At 72.4% G+C, this 24,399-nt stretch carries 21 protein-coding genes and 1 pseudogene; 9 read left to right on the forward strand and 13 right to left on the reverse strand.

Annotated elements, in window-relative coordinates:
* Positions 1-37 precede the first annotated feature (37 nt).
* On the reverse strand, positions 38-1,513 hold the full coding sequence (locus Actkin_RS27475) for a sensor histidine kinase (protein ID WP_189210166.1): 1,476 nt from the start codon (positions 1,511-1,513) through the stop codon (positions 38-40).
* Between the two features lie 115 nt (positions 1,514-1,628).
* Between Actkin_RS27475 and Actkin_RS32795 the strand changes: the two genes are divergently transcribed.
* On the forward strand, positions 1,629-1,703 hold the full coding sequence (locus Actkin_RS32795; protein ID WP_096498094.1) for a 50S ribosomal protein bL37: 75 nt from the start codon (positions 1,629-1,631) through the stop codon (positions 1,701-1,703).
* A 41-nt stretch (positions 1,704-1,744) separates the two neighbouring features.
* Here Actkin_RS32795 and rsrA read toward each other — a convergent pair whose 3' ends face one another.
* Together rsrA and Actkin_RS27485 are read right to left on the reverse strand one after the other, a co-directional pair.
* The gene (gene rsrA, locus Actkin_RS27480; RefSeq protein WP_189209829.1) at positions 1,745-2,029 is read right to left on the reverse strand and encodes a mycothiol system anti-sigma-R factor; all 285 of its coding nucleotides are present in this window, start codon (positions 2,027-2,029) and stop codon (positions 1,745-1,747) included.
* Complete coding sequence (locus Actkin_RS27485) at positions 2,026-2,634, reverse strand: sigma-70 family RNA polymerase sigma factor (protein ID WP_308425862.1); 609 nt, start codon at positions 2,632-2,634, stop codon at positions 2,026-2,028. Before Actkin_RS27485 ends, rsrA begins: the two co-directional genes overlap by 4 nt.
* 179 nt (positions 2,635-2,813) lie before the next feature.
* On the opposite strand from Actkin_RS27485, the gene ybaK reads away from it, so the two are divergent.
* Positions 2,814-3,290 carry a Cys-tRNA(Pro) deacylase gene (ybaK, locus tag Actkin_RS27490; RefSeq protein ID WP_258904786.1) on the forward strand — a complete coding sequence of 159 codons (477 nt, stop codon included), beginning with the start codon at positions 2,814-2,816 and terminating at the stop codon, positions 3,288-3,290.
* A gap of 39 nt (positions 3,291-3,329) precedes the next feature.
* Entirely contained in the window at positions 3,330-4,259 is a 930-nt protein-coding gene (locus tag Actkin_RS27495; RefSeq protein ID WP_258904787.1) for a pentapeptide repeat-containing protein, read from the forward strand.
* Position 4,260: 1 nt separating this feature from the next.
* On the opposite strand, the gene Actkin_RS27500 is transcribed toward Actkin_RS27495, so the two are convergent.
* Together Actkin_RS27500 and Actkin_RS27505 are read right to left on the reverse strand one after the other, a co-directional pair.
* Complete coding sequence (locus Actkin_RS27500) at positions 4,261-4,872, reverse strand: alpha/beta hydrolase family protein (RefSeq protein WP_258904788.1); 612 nt, start codon at positions 4,870-4,872, stop codon at positions 4,261-4,263.
* Entirely contained in the window at positions 4,869-5,627 is a 759-nt protein-coding gene (locus Actkin_RS27505; protein WP_189209825.1) for an SOS response-associated peptidase, read from the reverse strand. Before Actkin_RS27505 ends, Actkin_RS27500 begins: the two co-directional genes overlap by 4 nt.
* 104 nt (positions 5,628-5,731) lie before the next feature.
* Between Actkin_RS27505 and aroA the strand changes: the two genes are divergently transcribed.
* Both aroA and rsgA read left to right on the forward strand, forming a co-directional pair.
* Positions 5,732-6,994, forward strand: a complete 1,263-nt coding sequence (gene aroA, locus Actkin_RS27510) for a 3-phosphoshikimate 1-carboxyvinyltransferase (RefSeq protein ID WP_258904789.1) — start codon at positions 5,732-5,734, stop codon at positions 6,992-6,994.
* Positions 6,995-6,996: 2 nt separating this feature from the next.
* Entirely contained in the window at positions 6,997-8,031 is a 1,035-nt protein-coding gene (gene rsgA, locus Actkin_RS27515; protein WP_258904790.1) for a ribosome small subunit-dependent GTPase A, read from the forward strand.
* Positions 8,032-8,556: 525 nt separating this feature from the next.
* Here rsgA and Actkin_RS27520 read toward each other — a convergent pair.
* Positions 8,557-9,312, reverse strand: coding sequence for a helix-turn-helix domain-containing protein (locus Actkin_RS27520; protein ID WP_258904791.1), 756 nt, complete (start codon positions 9,310-9,312; stop codon positions 8,557-8,559).
* A gap of 146 nt (positions 9,313-9,458) precedes the next feature.
* Here Actkin_RS27520 and Actkin_RS27525 point away from each other — a divergent pair, with 146 nt between their 5' ends.
* Positions 9,459-10,304, forward strand: a complete 846-nt coding sequence (locus tag Actkin_RS27525; RefSeq protein ID WP_258904792.1) for an SCO4651 family lipoprotein — start codon at positions 9,459-9,461, stop codon at positions 10,302-10,304.
* A gap of 59 nt (positions 10,305-10,363) precedes the next feature.
* On the opposite strand, the gene pruA is transcribed toward Actkin_RS27525, so the two are convergent.
* From pruA to Actkin_RS27540, 3 genes are read right to left on the reverse strand one after another with little or no spacing between them, the layout of a single operon-like run.
* Positions 10,364-11,992 (reverse strand): L-glutamate gamma-semialdehyde dehydrogenase, encoded by a 1,629-nt coding sequence (gene pruA, locus Actkin_RS27530; RefSeq protein ID WP_258904793.1) that lies wholly within the window; start codon positions 11,990-11,992, stop codon positions 10,364-10,366.
* Positions 11,993-12,048: 56 nt separating this feature from the next.
* A complete protein-coding gene (locus tag Actkin_RS27535; RefSeq protein ID WP_189209819.1) occupies positions 12,049-12,552 on the reverse strand; it encodes a DUF6912 family protein in 504 nt (167 codons plus the stop codon).
* A 4-nt stretch (positions 12,553-12,556) separates the two neighbouring features.
* Positions 12,557-13,846: a wax ester/triacylglycerol synthase family O-acyltransferase gene (locus Actkin_RS27540; protein ID WP_258904794.1), complete on the reverse strand. Its 1,290-nt coding sequence runs from the start codon at positions 13,844-13,846 to the stop codon at positions 12,557-12,559.
* 34 nt (positions 13,847-13,880) lie between these two features.
* On the opposite strand from Actkin_RS27540, the gene Actkin_RS27545 reads away from it, so the two are divergent.
* Entirely contained in the window at positions 13,881-14,639 is a 759-nt protein-coding gene (locus Actkin_RS27545) for a TrmH family RNA methyltransferase (RefSeq protein ID WP_229786701.1), read from the forward strand.
* On the opposite strand, the pseudogene Actkin_RS27550 reads toward Actkin_RS27545, so the two are convergent.
* Together Actkin_RS27550 and secA are read right to left on the reverse strand one after the other, a co-directional pair.
* Positions 14,616-14,987: pseudogene (locus tag Actkin_RS27550) on the reverse strand (HAD-IA family hydrolase); the annotation flags it as partial. The gene Actkin_RS27545 and the pseudogene Actkin_RS27550 sit on opposite strands and share 24 nt — an antisense overlap.
* 70 nt (positions 14,988-15,057) lie before the next feature.
* Positions 15,058-17,937 (reverse strand): preprotein translocase subunit SecA, encoded by a 2,880-nt coding sequence (gene secA, locus Actkin_RS27555; protein ID WP_258904795.1) that lies wholly within the window; start codon positions 17,935-17,937, stop codon positions 15,058-15,060.
* 232 nt (positions 17,938-18,169) lie between these two features.
* On the opposite strand from secA, the gene Actkin_RS27560 reads away from it, so the two are divergent.
* Positions 18,170-18,829 carry a ComF family protein gene (locus Actkin_RS27560; RefSeq protein ID WP_258904796.1) on the forward strand — a complete coding sequence of 220 codons (660 nt, stop codon included), beginning with the start codon at positions 18,170-18,172 and terminating at the stop codon, positions 18,827-18,829.
* A 1,522-nt stretch (positions 18,830-20,351) separates the two neighbouring features.
* Positions 20,352-20,975: a ribosome hibernation-promoting factor, HPF/YfiA family gene (gene hpf, locus Actkin_RS27565; RefSeq protein WP_189209813.1), complete on the forward strand. Its 624-nt coding sequence runs from the start codon at positions 20,352-20,354 to the stop codon at positions 20,973-20,975.
* A 49-nt stretch (positions 20,976-21,024) separates the two neighbouring features.
* On the opposite strand, the gene Actkin_RS27570 is transcribed toward hpf, so the two are convergent.
* Together Actkin_RS27570 and mtrB are read right to left on the reverse strand one after the other, a co-directional pair.
* Complete coding sequence (locus Actkin_RS27570; RefSeq protein WP_258904797.1) at positions 21,025-22,752, reverse strand: LpqB family beta-propeller domain-containing protein; 1,728 nt, start codon at positions 22,750-22,752, stop codon at positions 21,025-21,027.
* Positions 22,749-24,395: an MtrAB system histidine kinase MtrB gene (gene mtrB / locus Actkin_RS27575; protein WP_189209811.1), complete on the reverse strand. Its 1,647-nt coding sequence runs from the start codon at positions 24,393-24,395 to the stop codon at positions 22,749-22,751. Before mtrB ends, Actkin_RS27570 begins: the two co-directional genes overlap by 4 nt.
* Positions 24,396-24,399: the final 4 nt, after the last annotated feature.

Raw genomic sequence — 24,399 nt, forward strand, 5'->3', positions numbered from 1 at the left:
ACGGCGCCGGGCTTCTGCGCGTTTATCACGGCAATTCTCATCGCCGATGTGACAAAGGAACGCGGAGAACGGCTTCGGTGCCGTTCGAACGACTCCGCAGCGACAGTGAGCCGCGCAACTCCGACTCGACGAGCGTGCGCACGATCTGCAATCCGAGCCCGTTAGCGCGCTCCAGCGAGAACCCGCGCGGCAGGCCGCGGCCGTCGTCGGAGACGACCACGTCCAGCCAGCGCGCCGAGCGGTCCGCGGAGACGACGACCTCGCCGGAGCGACCCGTCGGATAGGCGTGCTCGACGGCGTTCTGCACCAGCTCTGTGAGCACCATCACCAGCGGGGTGGCGACCTCGGCCTGCACGACGCCGAACTGGCCGGTCTTGCGCACCTTGACGTGGTTCTCGGCAACGGCGACGTCGCCGACCACCGGGATGACCCGGTCGACCAGCGCGTCGAGGTCCACCCGCTCGTCCACCGACGTCGACAGCGTCTCGTGCACCAGGGCGATGGCCGCCACCCGGCGCACGGACTCCGCCAGCGCCTCCCTGGCCTCCGGGCTGCTCGTGCGCCGGGACTGCAGCCGCAGCAGGGCCGCCACCGTCTGCAGGTTGTTCTTCACGCGGTGGTGGATCTCGCGGATCGTGGCGTCCTTGGACATCAGCGCCCGGTCGCGGCGGCGCACCTCCGTCACGTCGCGGCAGAGCACGAGCGCGCCCGCCGCCTTGCCGCCGGGGCGCAGCGGCAGGGCCCGGAACAGCACCGCGGCGCCGCGCCGGGACTCGGCCTCGGCGCGCATGCTGGGCTTGCCGTCGAGGGCGAGCAGGATGCGCTGGGCGATCTCGGTGGCGTCGAACGGGTCGGAGATCAGCGAGCGGGTCAGCGGGGCGAGCCGGGTGCCGACGAGGTCGGCCGCGTGGCCCATGCGGTGGTAGGCGCTCAGCGCGTTCGGGCTGGCGAAGACGACCGCGCCCGCGGTGTCCAGCCGGATCAGCCCGTCGCCGACGCGGGGGCTGGTGTGCACGTCGGGGGACGGCTCCGGGGTCGGGAACGAGCCGTCGGCGACCATCTGGCACAGGTCGCCCGCGATGCCGAGGTAGGCGATCTCCAGGCCGCTGGGCACGCGCGGCACGGCGAGGTTGGTCTCCCGGGACAGCACGGCGATGACGTCGCCGCGGAAGGACACCGGGATGGCCTCGCGGCGCACCGGCACCCCGAGGTACCAGCGCGGGTCCTCCTCGCGGCAGATGCGCCGCTCGACGGCGGCGCGGCGCAGCTGCGGGTGCTCGGCGCGCTCGATGAACGAGGACACCACGTCGTCGGGGTGCGCGGTCGGCGCGGTCGTCGGGCGGGCCTGGGCGACGCAGACGAAGCGGGTGTCGTCCACCGGCACCCAGAGCAGGAAGTCGGCGAAGGAGAGGTCGGAGAGCAGCTGCCACTCGGCGACGACCAACTGCAGGTGGTCGACGGCCGCGCCGGGCAGGTTGGTGTGCTCGGCGAGCAGGTCGGAGAGGGTGGACAGGGTGTCCTCCTCGGGTGGCTGGGGTGCTCCCCGCCAATCCAACCATGGCAGAATCGGGCCGGACATGCGTTGCCGTCTGTGCCAACGCGCCCCCGACGCAGCAAGAGGAGATCCGATGTCGAAGCGCGCTCGCAAGCGTCGTGACCGCAAGAAGGGCGGCGCCAACCACGGCAAGCGCCCCAACGCCTGACGTGACGACGAAGGCCCCCGCTCGCCAGCGGGGGCCTTCGTTCACTCCTGGACCGGTGGTCCGCCCTTGTACTCGATCACCGTCGCCCGGATGGAGGCGCGCAGCCGCTCCTTGAACTCCATCGTCGCGGAGTCGCCGCCGCACTTGCGGGCCAGCAGGAGCTTGAGGTGCTCCTCCAGGCCGTACTCCTCCAGGCAGGGGCTGCACTCGTCGAGGTGCTGCTGCAGCGCGGCGCGGCGCTTGGGGTCGCACTCGGCGTCGAGGAACAGCCAGACCTCGTTGAGCACGTCAGAGCAGGGCGTCTCGTGATGGTTTCCGCAGCTCACGGCCCCGCCACCTCCTGTTTCGCCGTACGAAGGAACCCGCGCTCGCGCGCGACGTCGGCCAGCAGCTCGCGCAGCTGGCGGCGTCCGCGGTGCAGGCGGGACATCACCGTACCGATCGGCGTGCCCATGATCTCGGCGATCTCCTTGTACGCGAACCCCTCGACGTCGGCCAGGTACACCGCGAGCCGGAACTCCTCGGGCAGCTGCTGGAGCGCGGACTTGACGTCACTGTCCGGCAGCTGGTCGAGCGCGTCCATCTCGGCGCTGCGCAGTCCGGTCGAGGTGTGCTGCTCTGCGCGGGCGAGCTGCCAGTCCGCGATCTCGTCGGTGGGCGACTGCGCGGGCTGACGCTGCTTCTTGCGGTAGCTGTTGATGTAGGTGTTGGTCAGGATGCGGTACATCCACGCCTTGAGGTTGGTCCCCTCGCGGAACGAGCCGAACGCCGAGTACGCCTTGAGGAACGTCTCCTGGACGAGGTCCTCGGCGTCGGCGGGGTTGCGGGTCATCCGCAGGGCGGCCGAGTACAGCTGGTCGAGCAGCGGCATGGCGTCGCGCTCGAAGCGTTCGCCCAGCTCGGCCGCGGTCTCTGCCTGCGTGCGGGACACCGCGCTCCCTTCGGTGTTCAGGTGCGCATGGGGCGCCCCCGAGGTTACCCGGAGCCGCCCTGCGCGGCTGTGAGCCGAGCCACCCGCGCGACGTGACGTGGGGCGCTCGACAAGCAGTTCGGTGGACACGTCGTCAGCAACGCCGTGGCGGGCGCGCGCATTCCCTAGGGTGGTACCCCGTGGCAGGACGAGGCACACCGGCGACGGCTCTGCTGGTCAAACGCAAGATTCCGCACACCGTGCACGCCTACGAGCACGACCCGCGCCAGCCGTTCGGCATGGAGGCGGCGGCGGCGATGGGCGTGTCCCCGGAGCGGGTGTTCAAGACGCTGCTCGCCGAGGTCGACGGCGCGCTGGCGGTGGGGGTGGTGCCGGTGGCCGCGCAGCTGGACCTGAAGGCGCTGGCCGCGGCGGTGGGCGGCAAGAAGGCGCGGATGGCCGAGGTCGCCGTGGCCGAGCGGGTCACCGGGTATGTCGCGGGCGGGATCTCGCCGTTGGGGCAGAAGAAGCGGCTGCCGACGGTGCTGGACTCCTCCGCGCTGGGGTTCCCGACGATGTTCTGCTCGGGCGGGCGGCGGGGCCTGGAGATCGAGGTGGCGGCGACCGACCTGGTGGCGCTGCTCTCGGCGACCGTGGCGGCGATCGCGGCGCGGTGACGGCCTAACCGAGGGCCCGGGTCGGGCGATACAGCCGGTATGAGACCACGGGTGGTCGTCATCGCGCTGGTGTCGGCCGGGCTGGCGCTGCTGGCGTATCAGGTCGTCGTGCGCGTGGACCTGGGCTGGCTGGCGGACTGGTGGCCGGCGGTCGCGGGCGTGCTCGCGGTGGCCGCCGCCGTGGTCCTGGCGGCGCGCGGGGGTCGGGAGCGGGCCGGGACGCATGACTGGAACCGCACGACGGGGCTGATCACCGCGCTCACCGCGGTGGGCGCGCTGGTCTTCACGGGCCTGTCCCTGCAGGCGACGCGCCAGCAGACCATGGTCGGCGAGCAGACCCAGGTCACCGACCGCTTCCTGCGCGCCGTCGAGCAGCTGGCCAGCCCGGGCGATGACCAGGTCCACCTGCGCATCGGCGGGATCTTCGCCCTGGAACGGGTCGCGGTCGACTCCGCGCGGGACCGGCCGACGGTCGAGGAACTGCTCGCCGCCTTCATCCGCGACCGCAGCCGCAGACCCGCCGACGGCGCCTGCCCGCCGACCCCGATGGACGTCGACGCCGCGTTCCGGGTCCTGGCCCGCCGCCCGCCCAGCGAATCGGTGCACCCCATCGACCTGCGGGAGACCTGCCTGGTCGGGGTCAGCGCCCCGAGGGCGGACCTGCGCAGGGTGTCGCTCGTGCGCTCGGACCTGACGGGCGCGAACCTCTACCAGGCGACCCTCGGGCTCACCTCGTTCGCGGACGCGACCCTGGTGGGCGTCCGGTTCGCGGACGTGTCGTTCGCCTCGTTCGCCTTCGTCCACGGGGCCGACCTCAGCCGGGCCGACCTCACCCGCGCGGATCTGTCGGGGCTCGACCTGTCGGGGGTGAACCTCTCCGGCGCCGACCTCACCGGCGCCAAGCACAGCCCCGGCACGAAGGTCTCCACCGCGGTGAAGGACTCCACGACGGTCGGCGCGTGGTGGTGAGTTAGTCCAGCGGGCGCAGGATGCGGTGCAGCCACTCCTCGACCGCGCGGGAGATCGTGCCCAGCTCGCGCTTGAGGGAGTGGTCGCCGGGCACCGGGACGATCTCGCGGTGGTGGGCGGGGGCGGGTTGGCCGAACGGATCGCTCTCGCCCTGGATGACCAGGGTGGGGATGCGGACGGCGTCCAGCTCGGGCTGGCGGGTCTTCTCCGGCTTGCCCGGCGGGTGCACGGGGAAGGCCAGGCAGACGACGCCGACGGCGTCCCCGGCCTCGCACGTGCGGCAGGCCACCCGGGCGCCGGACGAGCGGCCGCCGAAGAGGAGCGGCAGGTCGGCGAACCAGATTTTGGACAGGTGGTCGGACACGGCCAGCCACGCGGTGTCGAGCTGGGCGGCGGGCGCGGGGGCGCGGCGGCCCGCGACGCGGTAGGGCTGCTCGACCAGGGCGACGTGCACGCCTGCTGCCGTGGCGCCCCGGGTGGCGGCGACGAGGTCGGGGGCGCCGATGCCGCCGCCCGCGCCGTGGCCGAGCAGCAGGGCGGCGCGGCCCTCCGCGGCGCAGTGCAGCTCGGCCCTGGCCGGGCCGTGCGGGGTGGCGATCTTCGCGCTGGTCATCGCGGCGCGCCGAACAGGTCGATGTCGACCGCCGGGGGGTCGACGCGCTCCAGCAGTTCCGGGCCGTTGTTGCGGACGCTGTTGACCGCGTCGGAGATGGGCCGCAGCTCCAGGCCTGCCACCACGTCCTCCGCGACCGGGCGAAGCAGCGTGGAGACGTCGGTGCGGTCGGGGTCCAGCCAGGTGTTCCACTCGTCGGGGGTGAGCAGCAGCGGCATCCGGTGGTGGATCTCGGCGAGCGGGCCGACGGCGTCGGTGGTCAGCACCGAGCAGGTGATGAGGACGCCCGCGTCCGGGTCGGACTTGTCGTGCCAGGTGGACCAGAGCCCGGCCATCGCCAGGCTGGAGCCGTCCTTGGGGGTGGTGTAGAAGGGCTGCTTGACCTTGCCCTCGCGCTTCCACTCGTACCAGCCGTCGGCGGGGATGATGCAGCGGCGGCGGGCCAGGGACTGCTTGAACGCGGGCTTCTCGGCAGCGCTCTCCGACCTGGTGTTGATCATCTTGGCGCCGCCGGACGCGTCCTTCGCCCAGTGCGGGACCAGGCCCCACTTCATCAGGCGCAGCGTGCGCTCGGTGGTGGACTCGTCGACGGTGCCGTCGGCGTCGCGCGGGTGGCGCTGCACCACGGCGACGATGTTCTTGGTCGGGGCGACGTTGTAGTCGGCGCCGGGCGCGTCGGCGCCGATGGCGTCGATCGCGTCGAACTCGGCCGCCAGCGCGGCCGGGTCCTTCGTGGCCGCGTACCTCCCGCACACTCCTGCTGCCCACCTTCCGCCTCGCCAGCCCGCATCGTGACACGGCCCGCCGACAGTGGCGAGCCGATGACCTCGTCGGGCGCCGGATACGCGAGGATGGACCCATGCCGCAGCCCTGGTCAGCACCGCTCGCCGCGACGCCCGTCCACGCCACGGTAGCGATTCCCGGCTCCAAGTCGATCACCAACCGCGCCCTGGTCCTGGCCGCGCTCAGCGGCGGCCCGTCGCGCGTCACCAACGCCCTGCGCGGGCGCGACGCCGACCTGATGACCGGCGCGCTGCGCGCGCTGGGCGTCCCGGTGGAGGTCGACGGCGACACGGTCGTGCTGGGCGCGCACGAGGGGCTGCGCGGCCCGGCCGTGGTCGACTGCGGCCTGGCGGGCACGGTGATGCGGTTCGTCCCGCCCGCGGCGGCGCTGGCCGACGGCGAGGTGCGCTTCGACGGCGACCCGCGGGCCAGGGAGCGGCCGATGGGCACGATCCTGGACGCGCTGCGCGCGCTCGGCGCGACCGTCGACGGCGACTCCCTGCCGTTCACCCTGGCAGGCACGGGCGCGCTGCCCGGCGGCACGGTGACCATCGACGCGTCGGCGTCGTCGCAGTTCGTCAGCGGCCTGCTGCTCTCCGGCGCCCGCTATGACAAGGGCCTGACGGTCCACCACGACGGCGAGCCGGTGCCCTCGATGCCGCACATCGACATGACCGTGGCCATGCTGCGCGAGGCCGGGGTCGCCGTGGACGACAGCGAGCCGAACACCTGGCGCGTGGAGCCCGGCCCGATCGCGGTGCGCGACTGGGCCGTGGAGCCGGACCTGTCCAACGCGACGCCGTTCCTCGCCGCCGCCGCGGTGACCGGCGGGTCCGTCACCGTGACGGGCTGGCCCGCCACGACCACGCAACCCGGCGACGCGATCCGCCGCATCCTGACCGACATGGGCGCGGAGGTGACACTGGAGGGAGACGCGCTGACCGTGCGCGGGCCCGCCGCGCTCGCCGGGATCGACATCGACCTGCGCGACGAGGGCGAGCTGACCCCGACCGTGGCCGCGCTGGCCGCGCTGGCGGAGGGGCCGTCGCGGCTGCGCGGCATCGCGCACCTGCGCGGCCACGAGACCGACCGGCTGGCCGCGCTGGCCGCCGAGATCAACGGCCTGGGCGGCGACGCTGCCGAGACCGACGACGGCCTGGTCATCCGGCCGGTCCCGCTGCGCGGCGGCCAGTGGCGCGCCTACGCCGACCACCGGATGGCGACCGCGGGCGCGATCGTCGGCCTGCGCGTGGAAGGGGTGACGGTGGACGACATCGGCACCACGGCGAAGACCCTGCCCGACTTCCCGGAGATGTGGGCCCGGATGCTGGGCGCGTAACCGTGGCCCGCGACTGGCGCAAGCTCGACGAGAGCGACGTGCGGGTACGTCCCGGCAAGGGCACCCGCCCTCGGTCCAAGCGCAGGCCCGCGCACTCCGACGCGGTCACCGCGATGGTCGTCGGCAAGGACCGCGGCCGGTGGACGTGCGCGGTGGAGGCCGACCCCGACCGGATCGTGGTGGCGATGCGCGCCCGCGAACTGGGCCGCACCCCCGTGGTGGTCGGGGACACCGTCGACCTGGTCGGCGACACCACGGGCGCGGTGGACACCCTCGCCAGGATCGTGCGCGTCGCCGACCGCACGAGCGTGCTGCGGCGCACGGCCGACGACACCGACCCGTTCGAGCGGGTCGTCGTGGCCAACGCCGCGCAGCTGCTTATCGTGTGCGCGCTGGCCGACCCGCCGCCTCGGTCGGGGTTCATCGACCGGTGCCTGGTGGCGGCGTACGCGGGCGGGCTGGAGCCGGTGCTGTGCCTGACGAAGGCCGACCTGGCCCACCCGGCCCCGCTGCTGGCGGGGTACGCCGACCTGGACCTGCCGGTGGTGGTCACCCGGCACGACGCCGACCCGGCCGAGCTGCGGGAGCGGCTGACCGACCGCGTGTCGGCGCTGGTGGGCCACTCGGGCGTGGGCAAATCGACCCTGGTCAACCGCCTCGTGCCGGACGCGTTCCGCCGCACGGGCGAGGTGAGCGCGGTCGGGAAGGGCAAGCACACGTCGGTGACGGCCGTGGCCCTGCCGCTGCCCGACGGCGGCTGGGTGGTGGACACCCCGGGCATCCGCTCGTTCGGCCTTGCCCACATCGAGCCGGACGACATCGTGGCGGCCTTCGGCGAGTTCGTCGCCGCCGCCGAGGAGTGCCCACCCGGCTGCGGCCACCGCGGTGCCCCCGATGACCCCGACTGCTACCTCGACACGGTCGTGGAGTCCGGCGACGCCCGCCCCGGCCGCCTCGCCTCCCTACGCCGCCTCCTCGCCTCCCGCGCAGGCGCCGACGACGCCCCCGACCGCAACTCAGATGATCAGACCATATGATCAGAACATCCAGATGTTCACATCATATGACGGCATCATTTGGATAATGAGGCCATCCAGCTGACCATCTCCCAGATGCGTCCACCATCCGAATGCCTCCCGGGCCCAGATGATCTCGCCATCTCCCGCCGCCCTCCGCCGCTCGCTGCCACCCTCCGCCACTCCCTGCCGCCCTGCCGCTCCCTGCCACCCTCCACTGCTCCCGGCCGTCCCCGCCGCTCCCCGCCCCCCTTCGCCACTCCCCGCCGCCCCCGCCACTCCCTGCCGCCCTCCGCCGACCTCTGCCGCGCGGCAGCGGCTGCCGGAAGTCGGGCACGCTCCCAGATGATCTGACCATCCGAAGCGGCGGCCCCTTTCATTCAAATGATCAGATCATCTGGATGACCGTCGCGCGCAGATGATCGCATCATCCAGATGGTGACAACATCCGGCTGCTCGCCCGGTTCGCATGATGACAACATTCGGATGATCGCATCATCTGGATGTTGAGATCATCTGGATGGTCGCGTCATCTGAGTGGTCGCGTCAGCTGCGGGGGACGGTGATGGCGGCGGCGCAGTCGTCGAAGGTCAGGAGGCGGGGGATGCGGTCGGGGGTGGTGGGGGGCCAGGTGACGACGAGGTTGAGTCGGCGTCGGGACTGGCGGACCAGGCGGGCGACGAAGTCCGCGACCGCCTCGGCCGAGCGGGGGTCGCCTGCCAGGAACGACAGGGCCCCTCGGTTGGACACCGCCTGCAGGACGGGGGTGCGCGGCGCGTCCGGGCACCAGGTGGGGACGCCGTGGCCGACCCACACCACCTCCGCGCCCGGCAGCCACGGCGACTCCATCGGGCCGCACGCGGCGGCGCGGAGGGCGCGCAGGAGGTCCTGGGGCAGGGGGAAGCCCCACCGCACCAGGTAGTTGCCCACGGTGGTCATGCCCAGCGGCATGGCGAAGCGGGTGTGGACCAGGTCGGTCACCGCCTGGCGGTTCCACACGAGACTGTCCAGACCGGTCGCTTCCGGGGGGCCGGATTGGACGGCGCGGGCGATGTCCAGCTGCTGGGCGTCGGTCAGCGCCAGGCGCTCCCCCGGCTTGCGGCCGCGGCGGTTCGGGCGGAACGCGCCCTCGCCGCGGTTGCGGTAGTCGCGCACCCACACGCCGACGGTCTGGCGGGACACGCCGAAGCGGCGGGCCGCCTCGACCTGGGCCAGGCCGGACTCCACCGACGCGACGACCCGTCTTCGCAGGTCACCCAGGGAGTCGACGGGCAATCCCCGGGCATCGCCAGCAGGTGTCATCGGCACCGCCCTTCCCCAGGACCAACGAGCGGCGAGGGCTGCGGGCATTCGGCCGAATGGGGTTACGTAAAGTCCCCGTCAGTGGAACCGGCACGCCCCGGACGGCGTCCTGGTTTCGATACACCGAAATGAACCGAGGGGATCCCATGGGCAAGACGAAGCTGCTCGTCGCCGGACTGGCGCTGGCAGGTCTGACACTGGCGGGCTGTGGCGGCGGGGAGACGCCGGGCGTTGCGGGCACGCCCAACCCGGGCAACGCGACCACCACCGCGGCGGGTGACGCGGGGACGGGCGCGTTCGACAGCATCAAGGCGCTCAGCGACGCGGTCACCGCGAAGAGCTCCGACGCGCAGAGCGCGAAGATGACGATGAAGACGTCCGCGGCGGGCCAGAACATCAACGCCGAGGGCGAGTTCCGGTTCGCGGGCGCCGACACCGTCATGAACATGACCATGGAGGTCCCCGGCTTCGGCGAGATGGAGATGCGCCTGGTCGAGGGCATCATGTACATCAAGATGCCCGCCGGTTCCGCGCCGGACTCGACCAAGCCGTGGCTGAAGATCGACCCGAGCGACTCCAGCAACCCGATGGCCGCGCAGATGGGCAGCCTGCTGGACACGGCCGAGAAGGCCGACCCGCGCAACATGCTGGAGGAGTTCGCCAAGGTCGGCGAGATCAAGGACGTCAAGTCCGACACGATCGACGGCCAGGACACCCAGAAGTACACCATCGAGCTCGAGCTGGCCAAGCTCGCCGAGGACAACAACCTCGGCATCGACAAGGCGACCGCGGCCGAGCTGGAGAAGGCCGGGATGAAGACCATCGTCTACGACGTGTGGGTCAACGACGACAACCTGCCGGTCCGCATCGTCTCCGAGATGACCGTGCAGAACCAGGACGTCAAGGTCCAGGTCGACTACAGCGACTGGGGCGTCCCGGTCGACGTCGAGGCCCCCGCCGCCAGCGAGATCGGCGAGTTCCCGGGCAACTGACACCCCGCTGAACGGCGAAACGCCCCGCACTCGGTTCGAGTGCGGGGCGTTTTCACTGCTCAGCCCATGTGCGGGTAGCGGTGGTCCGTCGGCGGGACGAACGTCTCCTTGACCGAGCGCGGGCTCACCCAGCGCTGCAGGTTGTAGATGGAGCCCGCCTTGTCGTTGGTGCCCGACGCGCGGGAGCCGCCGAAGGGCTGCTGGCCGACGACGGCGCCGGTCGGCTTGTCGTTGACGTAGAAGTTGCCCGCGCTGAACCGCAGCGCCTGGTGGGCCTGCTCGACGGCCGCGCGGTCGGTGGCGAACACCGCGCCGGTGAGCGCGTACGGGCTGGACGTGTCGACCAGCTCCAGCACCTTGGCGTACTCGGCGTCGTCGTAGACGTGCACGGCGAGGATGGGGCCGAAGTACTCGGTGGTGAACGGCTCCTGCAGCGGGTCGCTGCCCAGCAGGACCGTGGGCTGCACGAAGTAGCCGACCGAGTCGTCCGCGGCGCCGCCCGCCAGCACCTCGATGGAGCTGTTCGCCGCGGCGGCGTCCAGGGCCTTCTTGTGCTTGGCGAACGCGCGCGCGTCGATGACCGCGCCGCCGAAGTGCGAGAAGTCGGTGACGTCGCCGTAGGACAGGGTCTTGACCGTGTCGACCAGCTGCTCGCGCAGGCCGCCGTCCCACAGCGAGCGGGCGATGTAGGCGCGCGAGGCCGCGGAGCACTTCTGGCCCTGGTACTCGAACGCGCCGCGCACGAGCCCGGTGACGACCGCGGCCGGGTCCGCCGACGGGTGGGCGACGACGAAGTCCTTGCCGCCGGTCTCCCCGACGATCCTCGGGTAGGAGCGGTAGGTGTCGAGGTTCTCGGCGATCATCCGCCACAGGTGCTTGAACGTCGCCGTCGAGCCCGTGAAGTGCAGGCCGGCGAACTCGGGGTCGGTCATGGCGACCTCGCTGACGGCCTTGCCGTCGCCGGTGACCAGGTTGACCACGCCGGGGGGCAGGCCCGCGGCCTCCAGCAGGCGCATCGTGTAGTGCGCGGCCAGGCCCTGCGTGGGCGACGGCTTCCACACGACGGTGTTGCCCATCAGCGCGGGCGCGGTCGGGAGGTTGCCCGCGATGGCGGTGAAGTTGAACGGCGTGATCGCGGTGACGAACCCGTCGAGCGGGCGGTGGTCGAACCGGTTCCAGAAGCCCGGGGAGGACTGCGGCTGCTCCTCCAGGATCCGGCGGGCGAAGGCGACGTTGAACCGCCAGAAGTCGATCAGCTCGCAGGCGCTGTCGATCTCGGCCTGCTGCACGGTCTTGGACTGGCCGAGCATCGTCGCGGCGTTGAGGGTGTCGCGCCAGGGGCCCGCGAGCAGGTCGGCGGCGCGCAGCAGGATGGCGGCGCGCTCGTCGAAGGGCAGGGCGCGCCAGGCGGGGGCGGCCTTCTTGGCCGCGGCGACCGCGTCGGCCACGTCGGCGTGGGTGGACTGCGCGGTGACGCCCAGGACGTGCGCGTGGTTGTGCGGCTGCACGACGTCGACGCGGTCACCGCCCGCCATCCGCTGCTCGCCGCCGATGGTCATGGTCAACTCGGCCCGCTCGCCTGCCAGCTCGGCGACGCGCCTGCTCAGCGACTCGCGGCGGGCGCTGCCGGGGAGGTAGGGGTCGACCGGCTCGTTGGCCGGGGCGGGAACGGACGAAACGGCGTCCATGTGTGGGTCGCCTCCTTATCGCGGGTGTGCGGCAGCTACATCCTGTCATGGGATGTCTACATCAGTTCCAGCAGGAACGGCAGCTCCTGCGGGGCGTACCAGGCCAGTTCGTGGTCCTCGGCATCGCCCAGGGTGAACTCGGCGTCGGGATCGCCGAGGTCGGCGGCGTCGACGACGGCCGCGGCGGCCCGCACGGCGTCCTCGGCGTCCGGGGTGTCCAGGTGGACGGCGGCCACGACCTTGAGCGGCACCGGCCCGGCCAGCTTGACCACGGCGTGGTCCAGGTCGGGGCGCAGCTCGGCGCCGTCGACGTCGGCGGAGACGACGGCCCGCCGGACCGCGGTCTCCGGGTCGGCCTCCAGCTCGGCGTTGAGCAGGCGCAGTGACGCGCGGGCGGCGTCGAGCATCGCCGCGTACTCCAGCTCCTCGTCGCCGCCGCTGGCGTACGACTCGCGCAGCGCCGGGGTCAGCGCGAACGCGGTGTTGCCGACCGCGGTCAGCTCGCCGTCGGCGTTGAGCGCCTTGAGCATGGCCACCGTCGCCGGGATGTAGACCCTCACCTGATCACGCTTTCACTAGTTCCGCCACGGATTCCCCCAGTTCCCCGGCCAGCACGTCCACATCGGACACCGAGGCCCGGTCGGCGGTGAGGCCGAAGTAGACCCCGCCGTCGTAGGAGGTGACCCCGACGGCAAGGGCGTGCCCCCTGGTCAGGGGCATGACCGGGAACACCTCGGTCATACGCGCCCGTCCCGCGTACAGCGGGGCCTGCGGACCGGGCACGTTGGTCACCACGAGGCCAGCGCCGCGTCCCCACGCCGCCGTCCTCGCGCCCAGCGAGTGCAGCCCGCCCATGCCGCGCAGCACCGCGGCGGGCACGCCGCCGCGGCCGCGCATGGCCGCGCTGACCCGTCGGAGCCGGGCGAGCGGGTCGGGCTCGGCCACCGGCAGGTCGACCAGGCGCGCGTCAGCGCTCGGGGTGTCGCTGACCGCGACCGGCACCAGGGCGCGCACGGCGGTCAGCGGCTCGCCGCGGGTCCGCAACCAGCCCCGCAGCGCCCCGGCGACCACCGCGAGCACCACGTCGTTGACGGTACCGCCGTGGGCGGCGCGGATGTCGCGCAAGTCGCCCAGCCGAGCCCGCGCGACGGCGAAGCGGCGCGCCCGGCCGCCGCTCGCCCGCAGCGGGCCGCTCGGGCGCAGGCCCAGCGCGTCGGCCACCCGGGCGCCCGCGGCGACCACGTCGGTGACGGTCGCGCGGGCGTTCTCCACCAGCTCGGCGGGGCTGCGCAGGGTGTCGGTGACGGCGTCGGTCAGCAGCCGCACGGCGCCGGGGGGCGTGCGCGGGGTCCACGGCTCGTCGGGCTCCTCGACCGCGCCGGGCGTGCCGTCGAGCAGGACGGTGGCGAAGTCGACGGTGCGCACGCCGTCGACCAGGGCCTGGTGGGACTTGGTGACCAGCGCGACGCGCCCGCCGGCCAGGCCCTCGACCAGGTAGGCCTCCCACAGCGGCCGGGAGCGGTCCAGCGGGCGGGCCATGAGCCGGGCGACGAGGTCGAACAGCTGCTCGTCGCCGCCCGGGCGGGGCAGCGCGGAGCGGCGCACGTGGTGGGTGACGTCGAAGTCGGGGTCGTCCACCCAGACCGGCCTGGCCAGCCGCCCCGGGACCGCGGCGACGCGCTGCCGGTAGTGCGGCGCCAGCGGCAGGCGGCGCTCGACGAGCGCGACGAGCCCCGGGTAGTCGAACCCGGACCTGGGCCGCCGGAACACCGCGACCGACCCGACGTGCCGCGGCGTCGCCGGGTCCTCCAGCGCGAGGAGCGCGGCGTCGGCTGCGGACAGGCGGTCGGGCATGCGCCGATCCTGGCACATGCGATCCTTGTCGGCTGTGGCCTCCGACACCGCATCGCCGAAAGATCGTTTCCTGACCGTGTACGGGCGCAAGCCCGTGCTGGAAGCGCTCGCCGACCCGTCGCTGACGATCGACAAGGTGCTGCTCGCCGACAACGCCCGCGCTCCCGAGATCCTGCGCGCCGCCCGCGACCGCGGGGTGGCTGTGCACCGGGCGACGGCGCAGCGGGTGAAGGTGCTGGCGGGCAACGGCAAGCAGGACCAGGGCGTGCTGGCCGACGTCGTGGCCCCGAGGATGCGGTCGCTGTCCTCGGCGCTGGGCTCGCTGCCGCGCACCGTGCTGCTGCTGGACGGCATCACCACGCCCGCCAACGTCGGCATGATCCTGCGCACGGCCACGGCGGCGGGCGTGGGCGGCATCGTCGTGCCCCGGCGCGGGGTGGCGGGCCTGGACCCGCTGGTGGTGAAGGCGTCGGCGGGCGTGGCGTTCACCGCGCCGGTGCTGCGCTGCTACACGGCCGTCGAGGCGGCGACGTCGTTGCGCTCGGCGGGCTATCCGCTGGTGGGCCTGGCCGCCGACGCGCGCAGGACGGTGTTCGCCGCGGACCTGCCGTCCCGGTGCGCGTACGTGCTGGGCGGGGAGACCCACGGCGTGTCCCCCGAGGTCCGCGACCTGGTGACCGACTGGGTGTCGATCCCCATGGCGGGCGGGGTGGAGTCGCTGAACGTGGCCAGCGCCGCGGCGGTCCTGTGCTTCGAGCTGGTGCGGCGGTCACAGGTCGAGCAGGACCGCTAGCTCCTCCACAGTGGACTCGACCGCGGTGTGGTGCACGCCCGTCATGCCCACGGCGACGGCTCCGCGCACGTACGCGGCCACGTCATCGACGTACACGCATCTGCTGGGGGCTACTCGAATCCGGTTAGCGGCAAGCTCGTAGATGCGCGGGTCGGGCTTGCCGAACCCGACCTCGCCGGACACGACCACGGCGTCGAACACCGCCGGAAGCCCCCGGGGAACATAGTCCGCATTGGACAGCAACGCCACACGCAGGCCATTGGCGCGCACCACATCCACGACTGCGGCGACCCCGGGATCGGTGTACGTGCCCGCGTAGTCGACCACCAACGCCTCGTACATCAGCTGACCTTCCGGGGCGTGAACCGAGACCGGGTGGACGGCGTGTCCCGCCGTCCACCCGGTCCGCCGACGTCGGTCAGCGGCGCTTCTTGCCGCCCTTCTTGGCCTGCTCGCGGGCGGCCTGACGGCGCTCGCGGCGGGTGCCCGCCGCCGAGGCCGCTGCCGCGCCGTTGCCCTCGCTGTGGGAGACCACGCCGCCGCCCTCGGCCGGGCCGGAGTAGCTCAGCCGCTGGGGGGCCTGCGGGGCGCCGCCGAGGTTGCGCAGGGCCGCGGGCACCTGGTCGGTGTTGGTCGACGCCGCGGCGCGCTGGGCGGCAGCGGCCTCGGCGGCGGCCTGGGCGCGGGCCTGGCGGGCGGCCAGCTCGGCCTGCCTTGCCGCGGCAGCCGGGTCCTGGCGGACCTGCGGCAGGGCGCTCGGGGCGGTCGTGAGCTGCACGTTCGGCGGCGGCGCTGGCTCCTGGGCCTCCACCTTCACGTTGAACAGGAAGGTGACCGTCTCCTCCTTGAGGGCCTCCAGCATCGTCCCGAACATCTCGTAGCCCTCGCGCTGGTACTCGATGAGCGGGTCGCGCTGGGCCATCGCGCGCAGGCCGATGCCCTCCTTGAGGTAGTCCATCTCGTAGAGGTGCTCGCGCCACTTGCGGTCCAGCACCGAGAGCATGACCCGGCGCTCCAGCTCGCGCATGGCGCCGGGGCCGACGCGGCCGTCGATGTCGGCCTCGCGGGCCCGGTAGGCCTCCAGCGCGTCCTTGGTGAGGACCTCGTGCAGGTACTCGTGGTCGAGGTCGCGGCCGTCGCTCTCGGCCTGGTCGACCAGGCCCTCCCAGGTGAGGGTGATCGGGTAGAGGGCCTTGAGCGCGGTCCACAGCTTGCCGTGGTCCCAGTCCTCGGCGTAGCCCTCCGCGGTCGCGCCCGTGACGTACGCGCCGACCACGTCGGTGATCATGTGCTCGACCTGGTCGTGCATGTCCTCGCCCTTGAGGATCCGCAGGCGCTCGGCGTAGATCACCTTGCGCTGCTTGTTCATGACCTCGTCGTACTTGAGGACGTTCTTGCGGATCTCGTAGTTCTGCTGCTCGACCTGGGTCTGCGCGCTCTTGATCGCGCGGGTGACCATCTTGGCCTCGATGGGCTGGTCGTCGGGCACGTTGAGCATGGTCATGACCCGCTCGACCATGGCGGCGTTGAACCGGCGCATGAGCTCGTCGCCCAGGGACAGGTAGAACCGGGACTCGCCCGGGTCGCCCTGGCGGCCGGAGCGGCCGCGCAGCTGGTTGTCGATGCGGCGCGACTCGTGGCGCTCGGTGCCCAGCACGTAGAGCCCGCCCGCCTCGCGGACCGCCTCGCGCTCGGCCTCGACCTCCTTCTCCGCCTTCTCCAGCGCGGCGGGCAGCGCGGCGCGCCACTCCTCGGAGTCCGGCTCGAGGCCGCGGTTGCGCAGCTCCTCCTCGGCCAGGTGCTGCGGGTTGCCGCCGAGCATGATGTCGGTGCCTCGACCGGCCATGTTGGTGGCGACGGTGACCGCGCCCTTGTGGCCTGCCAGCGCGACGATCGACGACTCCCGCGCGTGGTGCTTGGCGTTGAGGACGTTGTGCGGGATGGACATCTTCGTCAGCAGCTTGGACAGGTACTCCGAGCGCTCGACGCTGGTGGTGCCGACCAGGACCGGCTGGCCCTTCTCGTGCCGCTCGGCGATGTCCTCGGCGACCGCGAGGAACTTGGCCTCCTCGGTCTTGTAGATCAGGTCGGCCTGGTCGACGCGGATCATCGGCTTGTTGGTGGGGATGGGCACCACGCCGAGCTTGTAGGTGTTGTGGAACTCCGCGGCCTCGGTCTCGGCGGTGCCGGTCATGCCCGCGAGCTTGTTGTAGAGGCGGAAGTAGTTCTGCAGGGTGATCGTGGCCAGCGTCTGGTTCTCGGCCTTGATCTCCACCTTCTCCTTGGCCTCGATAGCCTGGTGCATGCCCTCGTTGTAGCGGCGGCCCGCGAGGATGCGGCCGGTGAACTCGTCGACGATGAGGACCTCGCCGTCGCGGACGACGTAGTCCTTGTCGCGCTTGTAGAGCTCTTTGGCCTTGAGGGCGTTGTTCAGGTAGCCGACCAGCGGGGTGTTGGAGGCGTCGTAGAGGTTCTCGATGCCGAGCTGGTCCTCGATGAAGGCGACGCCCTTCTCGCTGACGCCGACCGTGCGCTTGCGCTCGTCGACCTCGTAGTGGACGTCGCGCTTCATCATCGGGATCAGCCGGGCGAACTCCTGGTACCAGCGGCTGGACTGGTCGGCCGGGCCGGAGATGATCAGCGGCGTGCGGGCCTCGTCGATGAGGATGGAGTCGACCTCGTCGACGATGGCGAAGTTGTGCTCGCGCTGGACCATGTCGTCCAGGTTGTGCGCCATGTTGTCGCGCAGGTAGTCGAAGCCGAACTCGTTGTTGGTGCCGTAGGTGACGTCGCAGTTGTACGCGGCCCGGCGCTGGTCGGGCGTCATGTCGTTGAGGATGACGCCGACCTTGAGGCCGAGGAACCGGTGCACGCGGCCCATCCACTCGGCGTCACGGCGGGCGAGGTAGTCGTTGGTCGTGACGACGTGCACGCCCTTGCCGGAGATGGCGTTGAGGTAGGCGGGCAGGACACAGGTCAGGGTCTTGCCCTCACCGGTCTTCATCTCGGCGACCTGGCCGAGGTGGAGCGCGGCCCCGCCCATGAGCTGGACCTCGAACGGGCGCTGGTTGAGCACGCGCCTGGCCGCCTCGCGCGCCGTGGCGAACGCCTCGGGCAGCAGGTCGTCGAGGTCCTCGCCCGCCTCGTGGCGCTGGCGGAACTCCTCGGTCTTGGCGGCCAGCTCCTCGTCGGTCAGGCCGACGAAGTCGTCCTCCAGCGAGTTGATGTGCGCTGCGATGGTGCGCAGCCGCTTGAGCATCTTGCCCTCGCCAGCGCGCAGGATTCGGGACAGCACCATCCGGTCGACCTCGCTCGTAGTTCGTTTCGTGCGCCCGCTCACACGGAGCGCTCCTGTCCGCCATCGTAGGCAACCCGCAGCTCGACGCGCAGGCCGCTCTCCTGGGACCAACGGTCCGAGCACGCACATGGTTCCGCGGTCCGTTTACCACTCGGGTTCCAACACTGTGGATAAGGGCCTGACCTGTGGATAACTTGCTCGGGCGGGTCGCGGGCGGGGGCAATCTGGAGCCATGAACATCGTGCTCCTGGTGCTTGACCTGCTGTTTCCCCGCCGCTGCGCGGGCTGCTCCCGCCGCGGGACGGCGTGGTGCCCGACCTGCCATGCCGGGACGGCCGGGCTGGTGGCTGTCCACCGGACGCTCCTGGCGGGCACCCGCGCCTACGCGGCGACGGCGTACACGGGCCCGGCCCGCAGGCTGGTGGTGGCGTACAAGGAGCGCCGCCGCCGCGAGCTGGCCAGACCCATCGGCCTGATCCTGGCCGACGCCGTCCCCCGCGTCCTGGCCCGCGAGGGCCTGGGCGCCCGCTGCTGGCTGGTCCCGGCCCCCTCCCGCCCGGCCGCCCTGCGCAAACGCGGCGGCAACCACGTCACCCTGGCGGCGGCCCATACGGCGCGCGTCCTCCGCACCCGCGGCCTGTCCGTCGAGGTGGCCCCGGTCCTCCACCTCCGCCGAGGCACCCGCGACTCGGTGGGCCTGACCCCGGAGGCCCGCCTGTCCAACCTCCGCCACCGCGTCCGGGTCCGCGGCCCCCTCCCACCCCCGGACACCCCCGTCCTGTTCATCGACGACGTCATCACCACCGGCGCAACCGCCGCCACCTGCGTCTCCGCCCTACGCGCCGCAGGAGCCCAGGTAGCCGCCACCCTCGCCCTCACCGCCACCGTCTAACCACGCCCGTGAGCCCACCCCGCTAGCCCCACCCGCCCACCAACCCCTAGCCCCAATCTCCACACGAAAGGAGGCACCCTCGACGAACCCACCGCCCAGCGAAAGCGGGCACAACAGAAAACAGGCGCATGCGACGCCACCCGGAGCGGCCCAGGGCCCAAACGGCACGGCCAGCGAGCCATTGGGTCACGGCAGCCGGTCGGCCAGCGGTCACCGCGGCCAGCGGGCCGGCGGACCGGCGCGGGCGGCCAGCGGGGCCAGCGCGGCCAGCGGACCAGCGCAGGCGGCCAGCGCGGCCAGCAGGGCCAGCGCGGTTGACTGGCCGACCTGAGCGGCCCGGATGGCCCGGCGCCCGCCGGGCCAGGGCCAGGGCCAGGGCCAGGGCCAGGGCCAGCCTGGCCGCCGCCCGAGTTGCTGGCGACCCGGGAGGTCCGACTGGCTGGGTTCCCGAACGGCCCAGGCGGTGCCCGGGCGGCCAAAGGTCCACGACCTTGCGACCCCGAGCGACCTCCCCACCTCGGGTTTGCTGGCGACGCCAGCCGACCTCGCGACGCCAAGTTGCGTGGCGACCTCGAGCTGCGTGGCGACCTCGAGCTGCGCGGTGTCGTCGGGCTGCCTGGTGCCTCGGGCTGCCTGGTGCCCTCGGGCTGCTTGGTGCCCTCGGGCTGCCTGGTGCCCCCGGGCTGCCTGGAGGGCGGCTGCGGGCCGGGCTGCCACGTGAGCGGGTCTGCCATGCGGCTGGCTGGGCTGCCACGTGAGCGGGCTGCCAGCGGGGGCGTGGGCTGCGTGCTGCAGGGCTGGGCGCGGACATGAGCTGCGGGCTGGTGTGGCCTCGTCTGGCTCGGCTGGACAGTCGTGGGTGGTGCTGGGTGGAGGCGAGGGCGGGGCTCCTTCCGCACGGTGCCGGGCGGGCGGTCTGAGGTAGGCGTGGGGCGGGTTGTGGTGTGAAACCGGTGCGAAAAGGGGAAAGGCGGGCGGATTCGCCCACTCCACTTCGGTCCGTCCGTATCTGCAATGCGGGAGGCTGCTCCCACATGCCGGGAATCGGCCATGCACCCACAAGAGTGAACCCAGGGCGGGAACCTTCCGGGCGTGCCGTCCGTTGGCCGGTTATGAGCCGCCGAATGGGTTTGGGCGTGGGGCCGGTGGATGGGCCGCGCGGATCGTTCGGGGGTGGGTGGTACTACATCGGGGCGCGCTGTGCCAGGGGCCATCGTGGTGAACGGGGATACACCCGTCCGGCGTCGTCGCTGGCGGGAGGGCCTTGGGGAGCTGCGGGGTTGTTGCGGCGCGTGACTTTTCGGTTTCCGGGGATGTCCCCCGCCGAGGGGGCTGTTGCTGAACCGAAACCCGGGCTACCGTCGTGCGCTATCAGCGTTCCCGGTTGGCGGGGAGGAGGCGAGGAGCCCATGACCCTGGCGCCGGAGGTGGTGTGACCGCCCGTCTGGAGTCCGATCCAGAACATGTCCGGCGCCGCTTCACGACAATCGGCTCTGATCAATCCCAGCGAGGGAGGTCGTGTATGGACATCGTGGTTAAAGGTCGTAACGTCGAGGTGCCCGATCACTACCGGGTGCACGTCGAGGACAAGCTCAGCCGGATGGAACGGTATGACCGCAAGGTCATCCGCTTCGATGTCGAGCTGTACCACGAGCCCAACCGCAGGCAGCACAAGAACTGCCAGCGCGTCGAGATCACCGGCAAGGGCAGGGGCCCTGCCGTCCGGGCCGAGGCCTGCGCGGGCGATTTCTACGCCGCGCTGGACATGGCCGTCACCAAGCTGGAGAACCGGATGCGACGCCTGCACGACCGCAGGCGCGTGCACTACGGGCGCCGCAGCCCGGCCTCGGTGGCCGAGGCGACGTCCGAGATCAACGGCAAGCGCGTCGCCGTGCTCGACGCGCCGACCTACGAGAGCGCCGCCGACGTGCCCGAGCAGCGCTTCGACGAGGCGAATGAGAACCTCCCCGGGCGGGTGGTGCGGGAGAAGGAGCACCCCGCCAAGCCCATGACCGTTGACCAGGCCCTCTACGAGATGGAACTCGTGGGCCACGACTTCTACCTCTTCGCCGACGCCGACTCCGGCCAGCCCTGCGTCGTGTACCGCCGCAAGGGCTTCGACTACGGCGTCATCAAGCTGGTCTGACCTCCGCGAGCGCGGGTCCCGGGGTCGGCGCCCGACCCCGGGATCCGCGCTACCCGGGATAGAACGGCCGCGAGTCCGGCCCGCCCGCCCGATCGCTGAGCCAGACCTTGCCCGGGTCGGCCGTCGACCAGATGCCCGCCTTGTCGGTGACGATGACCGGGCGGCTCGGCGCGGCGGTGATCGAGGTGACCGGCGGCGACAGCGTCGAGCTCATGTACGGCGTGTAGTCGAAGCCGTCCAGCGGCATCGACACCACCGGCAGCGACGGCAGGTGGGTGACCGCGACCAGGACGGTGCGCTCGCTCCAGTCCAGCCCGACGACGCTGCGGACGGTGCCGAGCTGCAGGGTGCGGGGCGCGCGGATCGTCACCGACTCCTCCGAGCGGACGATGGACGCCACCTTGACCTCGCCGTTGACGACCGCGGCCAGCCGGACGCCGTCGCGGGACAGCCGCAGCTCGGTGATGCGGCCGCGGTCCCTGGTCAGGTCGGAGGCGTCGACGGCGAACACGGTCCAGCGGTTGTCGGCCGCGCGGACGGCGCGGACCACCAGGGTCTCGTTCACCACCGTCCACACCTCGTTGCCGCTCTCGTCGCGCGAGTTGCCGGGCATCCAGGTCGGACGGGTGAGCGAGGTGGCGTCGTCCAGCGGGATCTCCTGCAGCTCCCGGTTGATCGGCCCGATCCGCAGCCGCGCCCCGCCGGGCACGTGCTCCACCACCGCGAGGTGGCTGCCGTCGAGCGACTGCGCGCCGCTGACCAGGTTGTAGGCGCCCGCCCCCGCCGGGCCCTCGATGGGCCGCCCGTCGGCCAGGGTGATCACCCTGCGGTTGTCCACGGCCAGGCCGGTCAGCTCGGGCTTGGGGCTGGCGAGCCCGTCATAGGTGGGCACGTCCGCGGCCTGCCAGTCCTGCCGGTCCGGGATGAGCGCGCTGCCGGTGTCGAGGATCCGCAGCTTGTTGAGGGTGACGCCGCTGAGCGAGTTGACGATCTGGGCGACCATCTGCTTGTGCTCCTCCGGCGATCTCTCCTCCACATTGGTCAGGTTGATCCGGATCGCGCCGTCGCTGTCCTGCACGACGTTGGTGTGCAGCTGCACGCCCTCCAGCGTGGACACCACCGCGTCCTTCAGGCCGTCCGACGGGCCCGCGAGCAGCAGCTCGACGACCCGGGCCTCCATGCTCTCGCTCGGCTCGTTGGCCACCCACCTCGGGTCCGGCACGAGCACCCGCCGCGCCGGGTCGAAGAACTGCAGGTTGACCCGCCGGTACGCGGCCTCGAACCGGATCTTGGTGAGCAGCTGGTACGGCGGCGGCTGGGCGATGCGCCACTGCTGGTCGGCCTGGCGCCGCACGACCAGCTTGTCCTCGCGCGGCTGCACCTGCGGGTAGAAGCTGCCGTCGGGCTTCAGCTCGCCGATCTGAGTGGTGCCCAGGGTCAGGTGCAGGACGTCGGGGTTGGGGCCGTCCGGGGAGGGCCCCCGGTCGATCTCCGGGCGGTAGGTGGGGTTGTTCTGGACGATGATGGGCTGGTCGTGGCTCGGCCAGGTGGCCGCGGCCTCCTCGGTGAGGTAGGTCTTGGCCGCGGCGATGTTGTCGGCCGCGTCCAGGAAGTCCTGCACCAGGGTGAACGGGTCCACGCCCGCGCGCGGGCCGCTGATGCGGTCGGGCGCCTCGCCCGGGTTCTCCAGCATCACCCTCGGCGGGGTGTCGGCGGGGATGGTCGCGCAGCTCGCGAGCGACGCGAGGACGAGCAGGGCCAGCACGGCGCGGGTCACGGCAGCGCCTCCTCAACGACGGGGGCCTCGGCGGGCGGCAGCGGCAGCGGGCTCCGCGCATACTCCCCGCCCTGGCGTCGGGGGACGGTGAGGCGGAAGCAGGCGCCCTCGCCCGGCTCGCCCCACGCGTCCAGCCCGCCGCCGTGCAGCCGGGCGTCCTCCAGGCTGATGGCCAGGCCCAGCCCGGTGCCGCCGGTCTGCCGGTTGCGCGAGGCGTCGGCGCGCCAGAACCGGTTGAACACCAGCTCGGCCTCGCCCGGCCGCAGGCCGACGCCGTGGTCGCGCACGGTCACGGCCACCGCGTCGTCGTCGGCGGCCATGCGCAGCTCGACGGGCTTGCCGTCGGCGTGGTCGACGGCGTTGCCGAGCAGGTTGCGCAGGATGCGCTCGATGCGCCGCGGCTCGACCTCGGCGACGACGCGCTCGTCGGGCAGGTCGAGGACCAGCTCGGTGCCGGTGTTGCGGGCGATGACGCGGACGGAGTCGACCGCCCGGCGGACGATGTCGCGCAGGTCGGTCTCGTCGGCGACGAGTTCCTCGACGCCCGCGTCGAGCCGGGAGATCTCCAGCAGGTCGGCCAGCAGCGTCTCGAACCGGTCCAGCTCGTCGACCAGCAGCTCGGTGGAGCGGGCCAGGCCCGCGGGGAACTGCTTGCGCGAGGCGTGGAGCACGTCGGCGGCCATCCGCACGGTGGTCAGCGGGGTGCGCAGCTCGTGGGAGACGTCGGAGGTGAACCGGCGCTGCAGCTGGCCGAACTCCTCCAGCTGGCGGATCTGGCGCTCGATGCTCTCGGCCATCTCGTTGTAGGACTGCGCCAGCCGGGCCACGTCGTCCTCGCCGACGACGACCATGCGCTCGTCCAGCTCGCCGTCGGCGAAGCGCTCGGCGGCCCTGGCCGCGCGCCGCACCGGCATGACGACCTGGCGGGTGACCAGGTTGGTGATGCCCGCCAGCAGCGCCAGCAGCACGAGCCCGCCGACGATCAGCGTGTTCTGCACGACGTTGACCGTGCTCTGCTCGCTGTCGAGCGGGTAGAGCATGTAGAGCTGCACGGACGGCGGCGACGACGTGACGGTCGTGCCCATGATCAGGTAGGTGACCGGGGCGCCGTCGCGCATGACGGTGTGGTTCTGCCCGATGATCTGGCCCTGCGCGTTGCGCACGAACCGGCGCATCTCCTCGGGCACGTCCTCGTAGGTGCCCGCCTTCGCGACCGTCCCGTCGGCGGCGTGGCTGGCCAGGACCGGCTCGAACGCGCCCGCGGAGCCCGTGCTGCCGCCGGACTCGTCCGGCGCGGAGCTGGTGAGCTTGTTCAGCGCGCTCTGCAGCTTGCTGCCCAGGTCCGAGGTGGTGGGGGTGAGCCCGGCCAGCTCGCGCTCCGCGGTCTGGGCCAGGTTGCGGGTCTGCTGCGAGGCCGCGCTCTCCTTGACCGCGACGAGCTGCAGGGTGATCTGGCTCTGCAGGACCATGCCGAGCACGAAGATCACCGCCGAGCCCAGCGCGAGCGTGCTGACCACCACCCGCAGTTGCAGCGACCGGCGCCAGAGCAGGCCGAAGGTGACCGAACGCCGCCTGGCAGCGGCGACGAGCCGGGCCACAGCCGCGACCGAGGCCCGCGCCCGCCGCTCCAGGAAAGCGGTCACCGCC

This window comes from Actinokineospora sp. UTMC 2448 (genome assembly GCF_024760565.1).
Taxonomy (GTDB): Bacteria; Actinomycetota; Actinomycetes; order Mycobacteriales; family Pseudonocardiaceae; genus Actinokineospora; species Actinokineospora fastidiosa.

What these genes read in the sequence shown, in the direction of transcription:
- Actkin_RS27540 (WP_258904794.1), bottom strand. Translation starts at nt 13,846, where the DNA reads ATGCCCGACCGCCTGTCCGCAGCCGACGCCGCGCTCCTCGCGCTGGAG.
- Actkin_RS27520 (WP_258904791.1), bottom strand. Translation starts at nt 9,312, where the DNA reads ATGACACCTGCTGGCGATGCCCGGGGATTGCCCGTCGACTCCCTGGGT.
- hpf (WP_189209813.1), top strand. Translation starts at nt 20,352, where the DNA reads ATGGACATCGTGGTTAAAGGTCGTAACGTCGAGGTGCCCGATCACTAC.
- secA (WP_258904795.1), bottom strand. Translation starts at nt 17,937, where the DNA reads ATGGTGCTGTCCCGAATCCTGCGCGCTGGCGAGGGCAAGATGCTCAAG.
- Actkin_RS27500 (WP_258904788.1), bottom strand. Translation starts at nt 4,872, where the DNA reads ATGACCAGCGCGAAGATCGCCACCCCGCACGGCCCGGCCAGGGCCGAG.
- Actkin_RS27560 (WP_258904796.1), top strand. Translation starts at nt 18,170, where the DNA reads ATGAACATCGTGCTCCTGGTGCTTGACCTGCTGTTTCCCCGCCGCTGC.
- Actkin_RS27525 (WP_258904792.1), top strand. Translation starts at nt 9,459, where the DNA reads ATGGGCAAGACGAAGCTGCTCGTCGCCGGACTGGCGCTGGCAGGTCTG.
- pruA (WP_258904793.1), bottom strand. Translation starts at nt 11,992, where the DNA reads ATGGACGCCGTTTCGTCCGTTCCCGCCCCGGCCAACGAGCCGGTCGAC.
- aroA (WP_258904789.1), top strand. Translation starts at nt 5,732, where the DNA reads ATGCCGCAGCCCTGGTCAGCACCGCTCGCCGCGACGCCCGTCCACGCC.
- Actkin_RS27495 (WP_258904787.1), top strand. Translation starts at nt 3,330, where the DNA reads ATGAGACCACGGGTGGTCGTCATCGCGCTGGTGTCGGCCGGGCTGGCG.